The 16,392-nt window shown below is 60.6% G+C and carries 13 protein-coding genes; 12 read left to right on the plus strand and 1 reads right to left on the minus strand.

Annotation, left to right across the window (positions count from 1 at the left end):
• Window positions 1–37: 37 nt before the first annotated feature.
• Both FJ986_RS20275 and FJ986_RS20280 read left to right on the plus strand, forming a co-directional pair.
• On the plus strand, window positions 38–484 hold the full coding sequence (locus tag FJ986_RS20275; RefSeq protein WP_140522866.1) for a pseudoazurin: 447 nt from the start codon (window positions 38–40) through the stop codon (window positions 482–484).
• Window positions 485–568: 84 nt separating this feature from the next.
• Window positions 569–1,774 (plus strand): NnrS family protein, encoded by a 1,206-nt coding sequence (locus tag FJ986_RS20280; RefSeq protein WP_140523397.1) that lies wholly within the window; start codon window positions 569–571, stop codon window positions 1,772–1,774.
• 143 nt (window positions 1,775–1,917) lie between these two features.
• Here the strand turns inward: FJ986_RS20280 and FJ986_RS20285 are convergent, their stop codons facing one another.
• Complete coding sequence (locus tag FJ986_RS20285; protein ID WP_140522864.1) at window positions 1,918–2,811, minus strand: ferritin family protein; 894 nt, start codon at window positions 2,809–2,811, stop codon at window positions 1,918–1,920.
• Between the two features lie 339 nt (window positions 2,812–3,150).
• Between FJ986_RS20285 and FJ986_RS20290 the strand changes: the two genes are divergently transcribed.
• The 10 genes from FJ986_RS20290 to FJ986_RS20335 all read left to right on the plus strand — a co-directional run bounded on the left by FJ986_RS20290 (window position 3,151) and on the right by FJ986_RS20335 (window position 16,354).
• On the plus strand, window positions 3,151–5,271 hold the full coding sequence (locus FJ986_RS20290; protein ID WP_224656232.1) for a NosR/NirI family protein: 2,121 nt from the start codon (window positions 3,151–3,153) through the stop codon (window positions 5,269–5,271).
• A 24-nt stretch (window positions 5,272–5,295) separates the two neighbouring features.
• Window positions 5,296–7,221 (plus strand): TAT-dependent nitrous-oxide reductase, encoded by a 1,926-nt coding sequence (gene nosZ, locus FJ986_RS20295; protein WP_140522862.1) that lies wholly within the window; start codon window positions 5,296–5,298, stop codon window positions 7,219–7,221.
• Between the two features lie 37 nt (window positions 7,222–7,258).
• Complete coding sequence (locus FJ986_RS20300) at window positions 7,259–8,608, plus strand: nitrous oxide reductase family maturation protein NosD (protein WP_140522860.1); 1,350 nt, start codon at window positions 7,259–7,261, stop codon at window positions 8,606–8,608.
• Window positions 8,605–9,522 (plus strand): ABC transporter ATP-binding protein, encoded by a 918-nt coding sequence (locus tag FJ986_RS20305; RefSeq protein ID WP_140522858.1) that lies wholly within the window; start codon window positions 8,605–8,607, stop codon window positions 9,520–9,522. Before FJ986_RS20300 ends, FJ986_RS20305 begins: the two co-directional genes overlap by 4 nt.
• Window positions 9,519–10,349 (plus strand): ABC transporter permease, encoded by an 831-nt coding sequence (locus FJ986_RS20310; protein WP_140522856.1) that lies wholly within the window; start codon window positions 9,519–9,521, stop codon window positions 10,347–10,349. The genes FJ986_RS20305 and FJ986_RS20310 overlap by 4 nt, the downstream gene beginning before the upstream one ends.
• Complete coding sequence (locus tag FJ986_RS20315; protein WP_224656242.1) at window positions 10,346–10,906, plus strand: nitrous oxide reductase accessory protein NosL; 561 nt, start codon at window positions 10,346–10,348, stop codon at window positions 10,904–10,906. The genes FJ986_RS20310 and FJ986_RS20315 overlap by 4 nt, the downstream gene beginning before the upstream one ends.
• Before the next feature lie 133 nt (window positions 10,907–11,039).
• Window positions 11,040–11,912 carry an FAD:protein FMN transferase gene (locus FJ986_RS20320; RefSeq protein ID WP_224656233.1) on the plus strand — a complete coding sequence of 291 codons (873 nt, stop codon included), beginning with the start codon at window positions 11,040–11,042 and terminating at the stop codon, window positions 11,910–11,912.
• A gap of 465 nt (window positions 11,913–12,377) precedes the next feature.
• The gene (locus FJ986_RS20325; protein ID WP_140522850.1) at window positions 12,378–12,656 is read left to right on the plus strand and encodes a DUF2249 domain-containing protein; all 279 of its coding nucleotides are present in this window, start codon (window positions 12,378–12,380) and stop codon (window positions 12,654–12,656) included.
• Between the two features lie 117 nt (window positions 12,657–12,773).
• Window positions 12,774–13,244 carry a (2Fe-2S)-binding protein gene (locus tag FJ986_RS20330; RefSeq protein WP_140522848.1) on the plus strand — a complete coding sequence of 157 codons (471 nt, stop codon included), beginning with the start codon at window positions 12,774–12,776 and terminating at the stop codon, window positions 13,242–13,244.
• On the plus strand, window positions 13,241–16,354 hold the full coding sequence (locus FJ986_RS20335) for a molybdopterin cofactor-binding domain-containing protein (protein ID WP_140522846.1): 3,114 nt from the start codon (window positions 13,241–13,243) through the stop codon (window positions 16,352–16,354). The genes FJ986_RS20330 and FJ986_RS20335 overlap by 4 nt, the downstream gene beginning before the upstream one ends.
• Window positions 16,355–16,392 lie beyond the last annotated feature (38 nt).

Consider the following 16,392-nt stretch of genomic DNA (forward strand, 5'->3'; position numbering starts at 1 on the left):
GAACCCGTCAAATATGAAATCACAGAAAGGTAAAATCATGAGATACGCAGTCACCATCGCCACCGCGCTCGCCGCCGCATCGCTAATGAGCGGAGCTGCTCAAGCCGCCGATCACCAGATCCAGATGCTCAACAAAGGTGAGAAAGGCGTAATGGTCTTTCAACCGGACTTTGTCCAGGCAGCGCCTGGTGACACCATCACGTTCGTGCCAACCGACAAGGGCCACGATGCCGAAACGATCAACGGCATGATCCCCGACGGCGCGAAGACTTTCAAGGGCAAGCCGGGCGAACAAATCACCGTTACACTCGACAAGGAAGGTATCTATGGCGTGAAGTGCGCGCCTCATTATGGGATGGGCATGGTGGCGTTGATCGTGGTCGGCAAGCCGGTCAATCTGGCGCAGGCAGCGGCGGTTAAGCAGTCCGGGAAGGCGAAGAAAGTGTTCGAGACGCTGTTGGGTGCAATTCCAGCAGGCAACTGAAGGTGGGGCAATTCTTGTTCAGAGACCTAAAGGACCTGCGGGCGGACGTTAGTCCGCCTATGGTTCCCTTTTGAAATGCATCCGATGGCAATCCCACGCACACGACCCGGCACTTATCCGGCGGTTCTCTCCTACGGTTTCCGGCCGTTCTTCCTGCTCGGCTCGCTGTATGCCGGAGGGGCGATCCTGCTCTGGCTGCCGTTGTTTTACGGTCGTATCGAAACCTCAAGCGCCTTCTTGCCGGTAGACTGGCATGTCCACGAGATGCTGTTTGGCTATCTCGCGGCGATCGTCACGGGTTTCTTGCTGACCGCGATCCCGAATTGGACCGGACGACTGCCGGTGCAAGGCCTGCCTTTGCTGGCACTCGTCCTGTTGTGGCTTGCGGGGCGGTTCGCCGTGTTCTTTTCGGCGCAGACCGGCTGGCTCGTTGGAGCCGCAATCGACTGCGCCTTCCTTGTGGCTGTCGCGGTCGCCGCCGCGACTGAAATCATCGCGGGTCGGAACTGGCGGAACCTCAAGGTGCTGTTGCCGGTCGCCGTACTTTTGGTGGCCAATGTGATGTTTCATGTCGAAGCGCACAACCATGCAGTCTCGGACATCAGCCGCCGGCTCGGACTCGGGGCTGCCGTCGTTCTGATCATGATCATAGGCGGACGTATCGTTCCCAGTTTCACCCGCAATTGGTTGGTACGCGAAAATCAGGGACGCCTGCCGGCCCCGTTCAGCCAATTCGACATCGCAGCGATCGCACTGTCGGCGACCGCGTTGGCGGCCTGGGCATTCTTTCCCGAAAGCAGCGCGACAGGCGCGATGCTGATCGTCGGGGCGGCCTTCAACGCTATCCGGCTTGTGCGCTGGGCGGGTGATCGCACGTTTCGTGATCCGCTGGTGCTGATCCTGCACGTCGCGTTTGCCTTCGTGCCGATCGGTCTCCTGCTCGCCGGACTTGCCGTCGTCGTGCCGGAGACAGTCCCTTCGGCGGCGGGCATTCACGCGTTCAGCGTAGGAGCGGTGGCATGCATGACGCTCGCCGTCATGACCCGAGCCACGCTTGGGCATACAGGGCGCGAATTGCGGGCGACCATTGGCACACGCGTGGTCTTTGTCGCGATCGTGCTTGCGGCCGTCCTGCGCATCGGCGCCGCGTTCCTACCTGCGCAAGCAATGCTTCTCCACATGTCGGCGACGTTGTGGGTGGCGGCCTTCCTCGGATATGTGGCCCTGTTTGGCGGCATGCTCGTTCGGCCCAAATTACGTGCGCGGCAGCCGAACAAGGCGCCTTCTTGACGCGCGAGACCTGGACCGCGCCGTATCGAAGCAAACGGAATGCCGTCGACATCGCTTGGTATGACGAATCCGGAATTTGTATCACGTTGGAGCAGCGCAATTGGCGAATTTCGGTGTTGAACCCACACTGATCGCGCCAACAATCATAGCGGCTGTTCGTCGAGATATCTCAAAGTAGCCAAGCGCTTAATGGCAGTCGTTGCCAGCATTTGAGCTCGGTCGCGGTCGGCCTGGAGGGGAAGGGTTTCCCCCGCGTTGAGGTAGGATTCGGCCAGCAGCTCGCAGAGAGCATCCAAGGATTCCGGCGATCGGTCGCTGATAGACGTGTTCGTTCCAAACGGACTGGCCGTGAGTTGTTGCGCAAGTTTTCGTGCCTCTGCCGCCAGACCGCTAAGCACGGTCTCGTCATGTTCCCCGCGAAGCGCCGCAAATGCTTTCAGTCGGATCGCGACCTGTTCTTCCATGGTTGCAAGGTCGCCAGCGCTGGCAAATGTCGCGTCGGCCTCACGACGCGAAGAGAATGCAAGCCGGCGTTCGACCCGCAGAACACGGGCATGTTCCAACTCCTCTCTGGCCATCTGCTCGGCAGCGGAGCGGATCTCCGTTGAAGGTGCGTTCGAAGCTACGTAGGACCAAAAGGCAAAAGCGCGCTCTTCGTTTCTCACTGCCATCGCAAACGAATGGTAGGGGTCCACAAGTTCCGGCGAGACCACGGCCGTGTTCTCGTCATCGAAAACACCTTTCGGCGTCCATCGGAGCTGCCTCAGATCCGGATCATTGCCACTGGATTGCCGGGACCAGCGAGTGACGTTTTCGATATGGCCCGTTTCCTCCTTGACCAGGCGCTCGAAGACCTCGGCCAGTCTCGCCTGACCCTTATCGCGCATTCGTTGTGCCAGTTCTGAGTACCTTTGAGCAGATTCCTTCTCCATCGCGAAAGCGATTGCCAGAAGTTCGGCCATCGACCTGACCGGCGCCGCCGGCTCTGCTCCCAAACGAGACATGACTTTTTCCTCCGATGCCAGTTTTTCCGACACTAAGCCAACTGCCTGGGAGTTGTTTGCGCTGCGTCAAAGAACTCCCGTCCAAAACCGCCGACACACGCGCCAGAGGCTGCTGGCGGACGAAACCAGCCGGCTCCCAGCTTGAGAACGTGATGAAGGAAGCCAATGCCGGGGAGCATTTCCACACGATATATGTTGGCCGCTTGTTTCCGACTCTGGAGGAACTGGCGCCGCCTTGCTGCGTGGGCAATTACAACCCTTGCAATCCTAACTGTCTTGTCCGCTCCCACCCATGCGGCTGGGAGCCTTAAGGATTACCTGGCAAACACCAAGCCCGGGGAGCTTATCCAGGGAGGCGACCGATACGGGGAGATGGAGGGGGTCCCGGCGCTGGCGCCAGTCTATTCGGGAAACCGAAAGATCGGATATGCCTACCTCAACACCGACTTTTCCAGCGCCGTTGGATATTCGGGAAAACCGATCAGAATTCTTGTTGGCATTGATCCCGCGGGCATTATCCGCGGAATCAAGCTGGTCGAGCACAAGGAACCGATCGTCCTCATAGGCATACCGCAGGCAAAGGTCGTTGCGGCGCTCAACTTATTGATCGGCAAGGACCTTAGTCGCGTCGCTGCTGGGGCAGAACAACTTCCGCAGGTCGACATCGTCAGCGGTGCCACCGTGACAGTTCTGGTGATGAGCGACAGCGTCGTCCGCTCCGCCGTCAAACTGATCCGGAGCAACCGTCTTGGTGCAACGGGTTCGTCCACCTCACCAGTCGCCCCAGGGCTGATTAAGAAACCGGACCTATCCAAGTCTGAAATCCGCGATTGGGCTTCGCTCCTGGGCGATGGCTCAATTCGCAGCCTCCGCCTCAGCGTCGGCGAGGTCTCCGACGCTTTCGCGCAAGCCGGCCATCCAGAAGCTTCCGTCAAGCCCGAGACAGCCAATCCAGGCGATCGCTTCATCGACTTGTATGTGGCTGCGGTCAGTGTGCCGACGATCGGTCGCAGCCTTCTGGGAGATGCCGCCTACGAGCGGCTGCAAAGGAAGCTCAAGCCCGGGCAGCAGGCAATCGTTGTTGCCGGGGAGGGCGCTTATTCCTTCAAGGGCTCTGGCTATGTCCGGGGCGGGATCTTTGATCGGATCGAACTGCTGCAAGACGGCCAAGGTGTCCGGTTCCGCGATCGAAACCACACCAGACTCGGCGACCTGGCGGCCAAAGGCGCGCCGAGCCTGCGCGAAATAGCATTGTTTTCCGTACCGGAGGAATTTTCGCTCGATCTGACGCGGCCTTGGGAACTGCAACTGCTAGCCCAGCGTAGCTTTGGTGCGCGCGACAAGGCGGTGCTTCCGTTCAATGTCGGCTATACTCTTCCCGACCGTTACCTGACGATCGAAGAGCCTCCGGTGCAGGAGGCCGTCAAATCGGTTTCGGAAGCGGCCGCGCCGGCACCTGCGTCGGCTGAAGAGCCAGGCGCGACTTTCCCCGACCAAGAACCGCTCTGGATGAAAATTTGGAGGATGGACACCGTTTCGCTCGCCATCACCGTGGCCGCCCTCCTTGTCCTTACCGCCATCTTCTTCTTCCAGAACTGGCTGGTTCGGCGGCCACGCCTGTTCGGTTGGGTGCGACGAGGCTATCTCCTTTTCACACTGGTCTGGCTTGGATGGTACGCCAATGCCCAGCTCTCCGTGGTCAATGTGCTGACGTTTTTCAACTCGTTGATCAGCGGCTTCAGCTGGGAATTCTTTCTGTCGGCACCCCTCATCTTCATCCTTTGGGGTGCGGTTGCGGCCGGGCTGCTCTTCTGGGGCCGTGGGCCGTTTTGCGGCTGGCTTTGTCCGTTCGGTGCGCTCCAGGAGCTAAGCAATAATCTGGCGCAGTGGCTGAAAGTGCCCCAGATCACGCTGCCCTTCGGCCTGCACGAGCGGCTGTGGCCAATCAAGTACATCATCTTCCTCGGCCTCTTCGGCCTTTCGCTCTATTCGGTGGGAATGGCAGAGACTTACGCCGAGGTCGAGCCGTTCAAAACCGCGATCATCCTGAAGTTCGCCCGCGAATGGCCGTTCGTGATCTTCGCGCTGGCGCTTCTGGTTGCCGGCCTGTTCATCGAACGCTTCTACTGCCGCTATCTCTGTCCGCTCGGCGCCGCACTCGCCATACCAGGGCGCATCCGCATGTTCGAGTGGCTGAAGCGCTATCCCGAGTGCGGCTCGCCCTGCCAGCGTTGCGCCAAGGAATGCCCCGTGCAGGCGATCCATCCAGAGGGCCAGATCAACGTCAATGAATGCATCTACTGCATGCATTGCCAAGAACTCTACCACGACGACCATCGCTGCCCGCACATGATCCAGGTGCGCCTGAAGCGCGAGAAATTCGAGGCGCTCTCGTCACCGTCGAGCCGGGGCAAGGGGCCGGCCAAGCCGGTGATCGCCTTCAAAGGCAAGCCAATCGAGCAAAGCAGCCCTGTTCTCAGTTCAACGACCTAAGACTCAACCAGAAGGAGACGGAATATGTCGGAAGAAGACCGCAAGAGAACCCTGAGCAGGCGCCAGCTGTTGGGTACGTCGGCAATCGTGGCGGCCGCCGGCGCATCGGGCATTGGCGGCACGCTGACATTGGGCGGAAGCATGGTGTCGCCGGCTGCGGCACAGAGCGCTGCGTCTGGAGGGCAAAAGTTCGAGGTCATGCCAGGCGAGCTCGATGAATATTATGTGTTCTTTTCGAGCGGCCAAAGCGGCGAAGTCCGCATTGTCGGTGCGCCTTCGATGCGCGAACTGATGCGGATCCCCGTCTTCAACCGCTGCAGCGCGACCGGATGGGGCCTGACCAACGAAAGCCGCAAGGTGCTGACCGAAGGGCTGCTGCCGCAAACCAAGGAATTCCTGAAGGACAAGGGCGGCATCTACCTCAACGGCGATCTTCATCACCCGCACCTCTCGTTTACGGATGGCACCTATGACGGCCGCTACCTGTTCGCGAATGACAAGGCCAATACCCGCGTGGCCCGTATCCGCCTCGACGTGATGAAATGCGACAAGATCATCCAGCTGCCGAACCAGCACACCGTGCACGGGCTGCGCGTCCAGAAATATCCGAAGACAGGCTACGTTTTCTGCAATGGCGAGGACCGGGTGCCGATCCCGAACGACGGTAAAGTCCTCGACGACAAGACGAAGTACCACGCCATCTTCACCGCCGTTGACGGGGAGACAATGAAGGTCGCATGGCAGGTGATGGTCGACGGCAATCTCGACAACGTCGATGCCGACTACCAGGGCAAATATTGTTATGCCACCTGCTACAATTCCGAAGAAGGTGTCAATTTGGCCGAGACGATGGCGAAAGAGCAGGATTGGGTCGTCATCTTCAATCTCAAGCGCATCGAGCAAGCCGTCGCCAAGGGTGATTTCAAGGAAATCGGCGGCGTGCCGGTCATCGACGGACGCCACGGTTCGCCCTACACGCGCTACGTTCCCGTTCCGAACAGCCCGCATGGCATCAATACCGCGCCAGACGGAATCCATGTGGTGGCCAACGGCAAGCTGTCGCCCACCTGCACGGTTTTCGATGTGCGCAAGTTCGACGATCTCTTCGACGACAAGATCCAGCCCCGCGATGCCGTCGTGGCCGAACCCCAGCTCGGTCTTGGGCCGTTGCACACGGCTTTCGATGGCCGGGGCAATGCCTACACCACCTTGTTCATCGACAGCCAGATCTGCAAATGGAATATCGACGATGCCAAGCGCTCCTTCGCCGGCGAGAAGGTCGATCCGATCCGCCAAAAGCTCGACGTCCATTATCAGCCCGGCCACAACCATTCCTCGATGGGGCAGACGAAGGAGGCGGACGGCAAATGGCTCATCTCCCTCAACAAGTTCTCCAAGGACCGGTTCCTCAACGTCGGCCCGCTCAAGCCTGAGAACGACCAGCTCATCGATATCTCGGGGGATACCATGGCGCTCGTCCATGACGGGCCGAGCTTTGCCGAACCACATGACGCAACGCTGGTTCACCGGTCGAAAATAAACCCCGTCAGCGCATGGGATCGGGCGGACCCGTTCTTCGCTGACGCGGTAAAACAGGCAGTTGCTGACGGCATTGACCTGCTGGCGGATAGCGAAGTCATCCGCGACGGAAACAAGGTTCGCGTCTACATGACGTCGGCTGCACCGGCGTTCGGACTGGAGAGCTTCTCCGTCAAGCAAGGCGACGAGGTCACGGTCTACGTCACCAATATCGATGAGGTGGAAGACCTCACCCATGGCTTCGCAATCGTCAACTACGGGATCAACATGGAAGTAGCGTCCCAGGCAACTGCTTCGGTGACGTTCACGGCCGACCGCGCAGGCGTCTACTGGTATTACTGCTCCTGGTTCTGTCATGCCATGCACATGGAGATGCAGGGCCGCATGTTCGTCGAGCCGCAGGCGGCGTGACAGCATGGCTCGATTGGCCACCCTCGGAACTTTGGGAATGGCGGCGTTTCTCGTCGCCATTCCTGGTAACGATGCCGGGGCGGCGGAAATCGCCGTGCCGGCCGATGAGACGCCCCTTCAAACGACCGTCGATGCCGCCGCCCCCGGCGACGTGCTGTTGCTCGCAGTCGGCAGACATCGCGGTCCTGTATCCATCAACAAACGGGTGACCCTGCAAGGCCAGGCGGGCGCAATCGTCGAGGGTGATGGCCAGGGCAACGTGATCACCGTCGAGGCCGCGAATGCTGCGGTGCGCGATTTGGAGATTGTTGGTTCTGGGTCCGACTTGGATGCGATGGACGCCGGCGTGTTCGTGAAAGAGACGGCCAAGGGCGTGATGGTCGAGGGAAACACGATCCTCGGCAACCTCTACGGAATATATCTCCATGGCGCTGCGGGCGCCGTCGCTAGGGGTAACCGCATAGAGGGCATGCGCACAGGGCGGACGAACCAGGCTGGAAATGGCGTCTCCGTCTGGAACGCGCCAGGCGCCAAGGTCGTCGGCAACCAGATCAGCTTTGGACGCGATGGCATTTTTGCGACTGCCAGCAAACACAATGAATTCAGCGCGAACACCTTCCACGATGTGCGGTTCGCCATCCATTACATGTACACAAACGACAGCGTGATCAGTGACAACGTTTCAGTCGGCAATGTTGTTGGCTACGCCATCATGTATTCCAGTAGGCTGCGGGTCACGGGCAATTTGTCCGACGGCGACCGCGACAACGGGCTGCTGCTCAATTATGCCAATGGCTCAGAAATAAGCGGCAACGTGGTTCGCGGCCGAAGGCAGCCGATCGGAAGATGGGCGAGCAACGGACAGCGTTTCGCCGACACGGACGGACTTCCTGTGGCCGACGCGGACAGGGTGGTGACTCCGACAGGGGCCATTACCCGCCTAGGCCCCGAGAAGTGCGTGTTCATCTACAATGCAAACAAGAACCGCTTTCGCGGCAATCGATTCGAGGGTTGCGAGATCGGCGTGCATTTTACGGCCGGTTCGGAAGGCAACGAGATGGCCGGTAACGCCTTCATCCGCAATCGAAACCAGGTGAAATATGTCGGTACGCGCTACCTTGAGTGGTCGAGCGGCGGCCGAGGTAACTACTGGAGCGACAACCCGGCTTTTGACCTGAACGGCGACGGTATCGGCGACAACTCCTACCGACCAAACGATATGATCGACAAAGTGCTCTGGACAGCGCCGGCGGCGAAGGTTCTCGTCAACAGCCCCGCGGTGCAGGTGATCCGCTGGGCGCAGACCCGATTTCCCGCAGTCTTCCCCGGCGGCGTCGTCGACAGCCATCCTCTGATGAAGCCGGCTGACACGAAGGAGAGCCCATGAGCGTCAACATTCAATTGAACTCCGTTGCCAGGCACTTTGGCAGGGTCAGGGCCGTCGATGACGTTTCATTCGCACTGAGTGATGCTGAGACCGTCGCCCTCGTTGGACATAACGGTGCGGGCAAGACAACCCTGATCAAGCTCATGCTTGGGCTGAGCCGGCCCACATCAGGTTCCGTGACCGTGCTGGGGCAGGATACGTCAGCCGGAAATTCCGCCGTTCGCAGACATCTTGGCTATCTGCCGGAGAACGTTTCGTTCAATCCGGTTCTGACTGGCCGCGAAATGCTTCGATTCTACGTTGGATTGAAGGGCGAGAGCCCGCGCTCCGTGAACGAGCTGATGGATCGGATCGGTCTTGCGCATGCTGCGGACCGACGCATTGGAACTTACTCGAAGGGCATGCGGCAGCGGCTGGGATTGGCGCAAGCGCTGATCGGAACGCCGCGGGTTCTTCTGCTGGACGAGCCGACCACCGGCCTCGATCCAGAACTGCGCCAGCAATTCTATCGGATCGTGCGTGAAATGCGGGATGCGGGGACAACGATCCTTCTGTCGTCGCACGCCCTCAACGAGCTCGAAGGAAACGCCACGCGCGTCATTATAATGAACGAAGGCAAGAAGATCGCGGACGGGTCGCTCGATGAATTGCGGCGGATCTCTCGCCTGCCGACGGTCATTCGGATGAGGGCTACCGACGGCGGCGTCCAGCGCATCAGGGACTGGATGGGAAATGGGCCGGATCTCCGGCAGGTGAACGGCCATACCATCGAATTGGACGCGTCCCCCGATAGCAAGATCGCGTTCCTGCGCCGGACAGGCGGCGCCGAAGTGCCATTCGACGACATCGAGATGGTGCCGCCCGGCCTCGATGAACTTTATGCCCATTTCCTCGGCGGGAGACCATCAGCATGAGTACGATCGCGCTTCTGGCCGTCAAGGAAATCCGCGAAGGGCTGCGAAACCGCTGGGTGGTGGCAGCGACAGCACTGTTGGCGGCGCTCGCGCTAACCCTGACGTTTCTCGGCAGTGCGCCAACTGGCAATGTCGGGGCCGGCGCTCTTGACGTTGTCGTGGTGAGCCTGGCCAGCCTCACCATATTCATCGTTCCGCTCATCGCCTTACTGATCTCCCATGATGCGATTGTCGGCGAGATCGAGCGCGGCACGATGACGTTGTTGCTGAGCTATCCCGTGCGGCGTTGGCAAGTGCTTCTCGGCAAGTTCCTTGGCCATCTTGCGATCCTGGCATTTGCGACCCTCATTGGGTATGGCGTTGCCGCGATTGCGCTGGCGGCGACCGGAAAGTCGATTGGCGGCGCCAGTTGGTTCGCCTTCGGAACAATGACGGCCTCATCGGTGCTGCTCGGAGCCGTGTTTGTGGCGATCGGCTATCTTGTGAGCGCGCTCTCACGCGACCACGGAACCGCGAGTGGGATCGCGATCGGTATCTGGCTCCTGTTTGTGCTGATCTACGACATGGGGTTGCTGGGATTGCTGGTAGCCGATCAAGGGCGATTCGTGACCGCCGGCATGCTAAATGCCCTGCTTCTTCTTAATCCGACCGATGCGTACAGGCTGCTGAATCTCATGGGCACTGCCGAGATCAGTTCGGCATCCGGCATGGCTGGAACCGTCCAGAGTGTCGGGCTCGGTTCCTTGTCGCTCGTGGCGACACTAGCAGCGTGGACGGTGGCGCCGATGGCCGCCGCCGCTTTCATATTTTCGACGAGGGAGTTGTGAGGATGCGCTTGGGACTGGGACTCCTCGCCGGAAGCCTCATAGCCATAGCCGGCTGTCAGCGCGGCCCGGACAAGATGCCGGCGCCGTTCGCCATGACCGAAGATGCGATGGGTCGCTATTGCGGTATGAACATCCTCGAACATCCGGGCCCGAAAGGGCAGGTTATCCTTGCCAAGTATGACGAGCCCATCTGGTTCTCCTCGGCCCGCGACACGATCGCCTTTACCATGCTGCCAGAGGAACCCAAGGACATACGGGCGGTCTACGTGTCCGACATGGCGAAAGCACCCAACTGGGATAATCCAGGTATCAACAACTGGGTGAATGCCAAGGACGCCTTTTTCGTCATCGGGAGCGACAAAAAGGGCGGCATGGGAGCTGCGGAAGCGGTGCCTTTCTCCTCCAGCGAATCCGCCCGGGCCTTTGCCAGCGAGCATGGTGGCCAGGTCCTGAACTTCACCGACCTGCCGCGCGATTACGTTCTGGGGCAGGAGTCTGAGACGGTTTCCGATCGGGGCTCGGACCCGCAATCGCTTGATCCCGACAACGTCAATTGAGGGCGCCATGATCTCCCATATGTCTCGCCGTCGATTCATTGGCATAACTGCTGCGGCTGCTGGAATGGCCTTGCTTCCGCTCGGTCGCAAAGCTCTGGCGACACCGTCGGCCGTCTCGTGGCGCGGAGAAGCTATGGGCGCCCAGGCAACGCTGCTGATCAACCATCCCGACCGAGCCTTGGCCTTGAGGCTCGTTGACCAAGTTGCCGCCGAAGTCCGCCGCTTGGAAAGGATTTTCAGCCTCTATCGTGAGGATTCGGACCTTTCGAGATTGAATCGCCAAGGATTCCTGGTCTCGCCGGCAACGGATCTCGTCGAAATCCTTCGCCGTTGCAACGACGTCTGGCGTCTTACCGGGCGCGCCTTCGATCCTACGGTGCAGCCATTGTGGCTGGCCTATCAACGCCACTTTTCCGATCCCGGAGCCACTGCGGCCGGGCCGTCGCGGCGGGTCATGCAAGAGGCCCTTGATCGGGTCGGCTTCGACAGATTGGCCTACTCGGAAGATCGCATAGAATTGCCGATGGCCGGGTCGGCGCTCACGCTCAACGGCATCGCGCAGGGTTACGCAACGGATAAGGTTGTCGATCTGCTGCGTGCCGGCGGCGTTGAGCACGCGCTCGTCAACATGGGCGAGGGCCGTGCGATCGGATCGGCGCCGGAGGACCGTCCTTGGCGCATTGGCATAACTGATCCCTTCAATTCCGATTCGATTCTGAAAGTCTTGCCGCTGACGGACAGCGCCGTCGCCACCTCGAGCCCGGCCGGCTTTCAGTTCGATGAAGACGGCCGGTTCACCCATATTATTGATCCGCGAACCGGATCCACTCCCCAACGCTATGCGAGCCTGAGCGTCGTCGCGCCGACTGCCACGATTGCGGATGCACTGTCGACCGCCTTCAGCTTGATGGACGTGGAGACAATTGCCGGTGCGGTCCGACGCCTCGATGGCGTAGACGCGTATGTTCTGTCGCAAGACACTCTATGGACGCACGTCAAGTCTTAAATCGGGGAGTGGGGATGGGCGGCAAAGGTACAAGTCCAATTGCCCGCATTGTCAGGCGGCTCTGCCAGGATCGGGTGCCAAGTGAGTCTTCTCCCGCAAGACTGCGAGATAATCGAGAAAAAGCGATACTGGCTCACCTTTAGAAATCGCCAGTCAGTCGGCACAGGTACCTGGCCTCCCACTGCCGGCGAGAACGCGGAGCCGTTGGGTCACTGGTACAACCGCGAAGGACGGGCATCTATTTTCTCAGGACGGACGGAGCGTCAGTCATGCTAGCCGTTCGCCCGTACGGCTCTTTGCGGAATGCCGACAAGCGGCAATTTCCCAATTCCTCCAGGATTCTCGGAATTGTTTGCGTTTCGACAAATAGGCTGACTGACCACGGGGTAGATTTTCGCGCCGGGATCGACCATCGCCGCCGTCTCCTGGCTCCAACGTTTCTGGCGGCCGGGAATTCCAATCGACATGGCAGACCCAGAACTTGCATCGACACTTTTGATCGACGTGCGGACCATCGCCCCGATAGATCGTCACCCGCGAATCTTCGGGGTAGCGGCCGCGTTGGTCGAGGGTTCTTCTTTCATCATCGTCAACGACCACGACCCACGACCTCTGCACTATCAGATCGAGGCCAGATATCCCGGTGTATTCGCTTGGGAATACCTTGAGCGAGGGCCGGAGGTCTGGCGCGTCGAAATCAGCAGACCGCAATCGTCTGGCTGCGACTGTTGCTGCGGCAGCTGATGACCAGCCCAACGTCCGGCAGCACTTTGCAAGGTTTCTTTTTCGTCGCCACCGACTGGTCTGGCCGCCGCCTAGGTCAAACATTCGAAACATCTAAGGCGAGGAAGGTTCCTCGCCATGAGAATGTCGCTGAAGGTTAACGGTCAGGCGATCGAGACTGAGATCTTGCCAATCTCGCGATTGAGCAGCTTTCTTCGCGACGTCCTTGGCCTGACGGGTGTCAAGGAAGGCTGTTGCGAAGGCGAGTGTGGCGCATGCACGGTGCTGCTGGATAGCCAGCCGGTTGATTCCTGCCTGATGCTGGCCTTTCAAGTCGCGGGGCGCGAGATCACCACCATCGAGGGACTCTGTGGGAGCGGCATCAACGATCTGCAGCAGGCCTTCTTGAAGATGGGTGCCGTGCAATGCGGCTACTGCACGCCGGGAATGCTGCTGGCAGCCCAGGGACTCTTACATGCCAATCCCAGCCCAGGTGAAGCCGAAATCCGCCATGCACTAGCAGGCAATATCTGCCGCTGCACCGGCTTCGAGACCATCGTGCAGGCGGTCGCTACCGCAGCCGCCGCTCGCCAGGGGGCAGGGCGATGAATGCGCTCACGGTCTCAGCGCCCGTCGACATGGCCGAGTTGCGGGCGACGCTCGCCGCGGAAGCGGGGCCGGTGCATTTCGTCGCCGGAGGGACGGACATGCTGATCGCGGGCCGTCCGCTCCCCGAAATCGGACTGCTGGTTGATCTCGCCCGTGTGGCGGGCATGGCCTTCATTTCCACGGATGGCTCGGATGTTCGCATCGGAGGTGCCACCACTGTCGCGGTGCTTGCCGCGGATTGCAGGCTGCGAGTACGAATTCCGGCCCTTTGCGAGGCTGCCGCACAGTGCGAGTCTGTCCAGATCCGCAACCGGGCCACCATCGGTGGCAACATCGCCAATGCCGCCCCAGCCGCCGACTTGATGCCCGTGTTGGTCGCCGCGGGAACAAGACTGGTGCTGCTCAAGCACGACGGGACACAACACGAGGCCGCGCTCTGCGAACACCTTCCAAGCTCCGGTCATCTGATTACGGAAGTGATCTTGCCAGCAAGCGGCCTTCTGCCGCGAAGCGCCTTCGTCAAGCTCGGATCTCGGCAGGACATGACCATCTCGCGCCTCAATCTCGCACTGCTGGCTGAGTTTCAGAGCAACCATTTCGGTGTCGTGCGGATCGCAGCCGGAGCGCTTGGTCCCGTTTCTAGCAGACTGCTCCAGGCAGAGGGGGCGCTCGCGGGCCGTAAGCTCGGTGCCGCCACGTTGCGCGACTTCATTGCGGCGTTAGTCGACGATGTCGATACGGCCATTCCCGGCCGGAATTCGCAGATATACAAGCGCCGCGCGATCGCCGGACTCGGCCTCGACCTGATCGCGCAGGCCCTGGGGCTCAGCCCACGTGGATCGGCTCTTCGAGGAAGCAGCGGGATGAACCAGATCTCCCATCGGGTGCCGCTCGTTGACGGTGTGGCAAAGGTCACGGGCGCATTGCGCTTCGCGGCCGATTTGCATGTCGAAGGATTGCTGCACTGCGCGCTCGTTTTCAGCCCGCATCCACATGCCCGCGTCGCCTGTGTCGATGCTGCATCCGCGTTGGCGGTTGAGGGCGTACACGCTGTCTTCTGGCATGAAAACACGCCCCCACGATACTACAACAGCTCGATCTGGTTCGCCGGACAGGAGGCGCTGGCAGACGAGCGAATGTTCCCGGCGGTGGTGCGCCATATTGGCGACCGGGTTGCGGCTGTGGTGGCGGACACGGAGGAGATCGCGCGGCACGCCGCACGGTTGGTGGCGGTCGAAGATGTAGATCTCCCCGCTATATTTGATCCTGAAGCTGCGCTCGGTCACGCCGGGCCAGCGATGCGGGACGATGGCATCCCGGCTTTCATGAACCCCGTGGCCGACGAGAGCTTTACGCATGGCGATCTTGATGCCGGATTTGCGGCGGCTGACCTGGTGGTGGAAACACATGTCACGACTCCGCGCAGCCATCACTGTGCCCTTGAACCTCACGCCTGTATTGCCAAGCCTGAATCCGACGGTCGAATCTTGATCCTTTCGCCGTGTCAGAGCGTTTTTGGAGTGCAGGCTGTCGTCGTCCAGGCATTGGGAGTGCCACCAGATCAGATACGCGTAGTGAAGACTCCCATAGGCGACTCCTTCGGCGGCAAGGCCGAGCCGATTCTCGATCCGTTGTGTGCATTCTTTGCGCTGGTACTAGGGCGGCCTGTCATGATCCGCTACGACCAGCATGAAACCTTCACCGCGACCCGCACGCGGTCGAGCGTTGTCGGCCGGATGCGGATCGCGCTTAGCTCCGACGGCCGAATCCTGGCGCGCGACACCGAGACGCTGGTGGACATCGGCGCTTATTGCACCGGCGGCAACTATCTGCCCAGTTCGATGCTTCAAAGACTGGTTCGGCTTTATGACGTTCCCGCCGAGCGCTACACGGGCCGCGCAGTCTACATCAACACCGCCCCGGCAGGCGCTTTTCGCGGTTACGGATCCCCCCAGATCCACACAATAGCCGAGATCACGCTTGATATATCCGCGCGGCGGCTGGGGGTGGATCCGGTGGCGATGCGGCTGAGGAATCTGGTTGAGCCTAACGCGATTGAACCTTGGCAAGGGCTCAACGTTGGCAACGCTCGGGGGAGAGAATGTCTGCTACGCGGGGCCGATGCATTCGGCTGGCAGGCGCGTAGGCAGACGGATGCCGGACGAGGCCGGTGGCGGCGAGGAGTGGGGGTAGCCTCGGCCACTCACATCAACGGCTGCTATCCCGGTTTCCACGAGGAAACGACGGCGAGGTTGAGCCTCCTGCCCGACGGGCGAGCGGAACTCGTCTGCGCGCTCCACGACCTCGGCTGTGGGGCCGACACGACGCTTGCGCAGATCACGGGCGAGACGTTGGGTCTTAGGGCGTGCGACATTGCCATCGTTCCCGCCGACACCGATAGCTGTCCATATGATCTCGGCACACGGGCCAGTCGCATGACCTATATCTGCGGCGAAGCAATCCGACTTGCAGGCGTGGCACTCTCGGAAGTGATCCGGGCTGCGGCGGTCCTGGAATTGAATACAGAAGTTGATGAATTGAGGCTGGAGGCGGGCGCAGTGCGCCGCCCGGACGGCTCGGGCCTGGCGCTTTCAGAACTCGCTGCCCGCTTGACGGTCCGCGGGGCGGAACTGCCCACGGCGACCGAGACCTATCGCGCCCAGGCCAATTCAGGCTCATACGCAGCGCATTTTGCTGAGGTGGAGGTCGACGGACTCGCCGGTCGCGTACGCGTGACAGATTATCTAGCCGCCCATGACGTCGGCCGAGCGATCAACCCCATGCTGGTGGAAGGCCAACTCCATGGGGGAATCCAGATCGGTATCGGATATGCCCTTTACGAGGATGTTGCGATCGACCCTGTCACTGGTCGAATGCGTGGCGACAGCTTCAGCCGCTATACATTGGCCAATGCCTCCGAGATGCCGCCGATGCGTGTCCTGCTCACCGAAGAGGGTGAGCCGACCGGCCCCTTCGGCGCCAAAGCCGTCGGAGAGATCGCGACAATCCCGGTCGCGGCGGCCGTGGTCAACGCCGTCAATGATGCCCTGGGCACTGAACTGACAGATTTGCCGCCAATACCCGTGCGAGTCCTCGCTGGATTGAGTTGAGGGACAATGGTCATGGAGGTGCATCTAAGCCACTGTGG

Origin of the sequence: Mesorhizobium sp. B1-1-1 (assembly GCF_006442955.1) — a bacterium.
In the GTDB taxonomy this organism is placed as follows: domain Bacteria; phylum Pseudomonadota; class Alphaproteobacteria; order Rhizobiales; family Rhizobiaceae; genus Mesorhizobium.

Coding starts and splice junctions, on each gene's coding strand:
- FJ986_RS20300 (WP_140522860.1), top strand. CDS start 7,259: ATGGCGGCGTTTCTCGTCGCCATTCCTGGTAACGATGCCGGGGCGGCG.
- FJ986_RS20335 (WP_140522846.1), top strand. CDS start 13,241: ATGAATGCGCTCACGGTCTCAGCGCCCGTCGACATGGCCGAGTTGCGG.
- FJ986_RS20325 (WP_140522850.1), top strand. CDS start 12,378: ATGGCAGACCCAGAACTTGCATCGACACTTTTGATCGACGTGCGGACC.
- FJ986_RS20275 (WP_140522866.1), top strand. CDS start 38: ATGAGATACGCAGTCACCATCGCCACCGCGCTCGCCGCCGCATCGCTA.
- FJ986_RS20305 (WP_140522858.1), top strand. CDS start 8,605: ATGAGCGTCAACATTCAATTGAACTCCGTTGCCAGGCACTTTGGCAGG.
- FJ986_RS20320 (WP_224656233.1), top strand. CDS start 11,040: ATGGGCGCCCAGGCAACGCTGCTGATCAACCATCCCGACCGAGCCTTG.
- FJ986_RS20280 (WP_140523397.1), top strand. CDS start 569: ATGGCAATCCCACGCACACGACCCGGCACTTATCCGGCGGTTCTCTCC.
- FJ986_RS20330 (WP_140522848.1), top strand. CDS start 12,774: ATGAGAATGTCGCTGAAGGTTAACGGTCAGGCGATCGAGACTGAGATC.
- nosZ (WP_140522862.1), top strand. CDS start 5,296: ATGTCGGAAGAAGACCGCAAGAGAACCCTGAGCAGGCGCCAGCTGTTG.
- FJ986_RS20310 (WP_140522856.1), top strand. CDS start 9,519: ATGAGTACGATCGCGCTTCTGGCCGTCAAGGAAATCCGCGAAGGGCTG.
- FJ986_RS20290 (WP_224656232.1), top strand. CDS start 3,151: ATGGAGGGGGTCCCGGCGCTGGCGCCAGTCTATTCGGGAAACCGAAAG.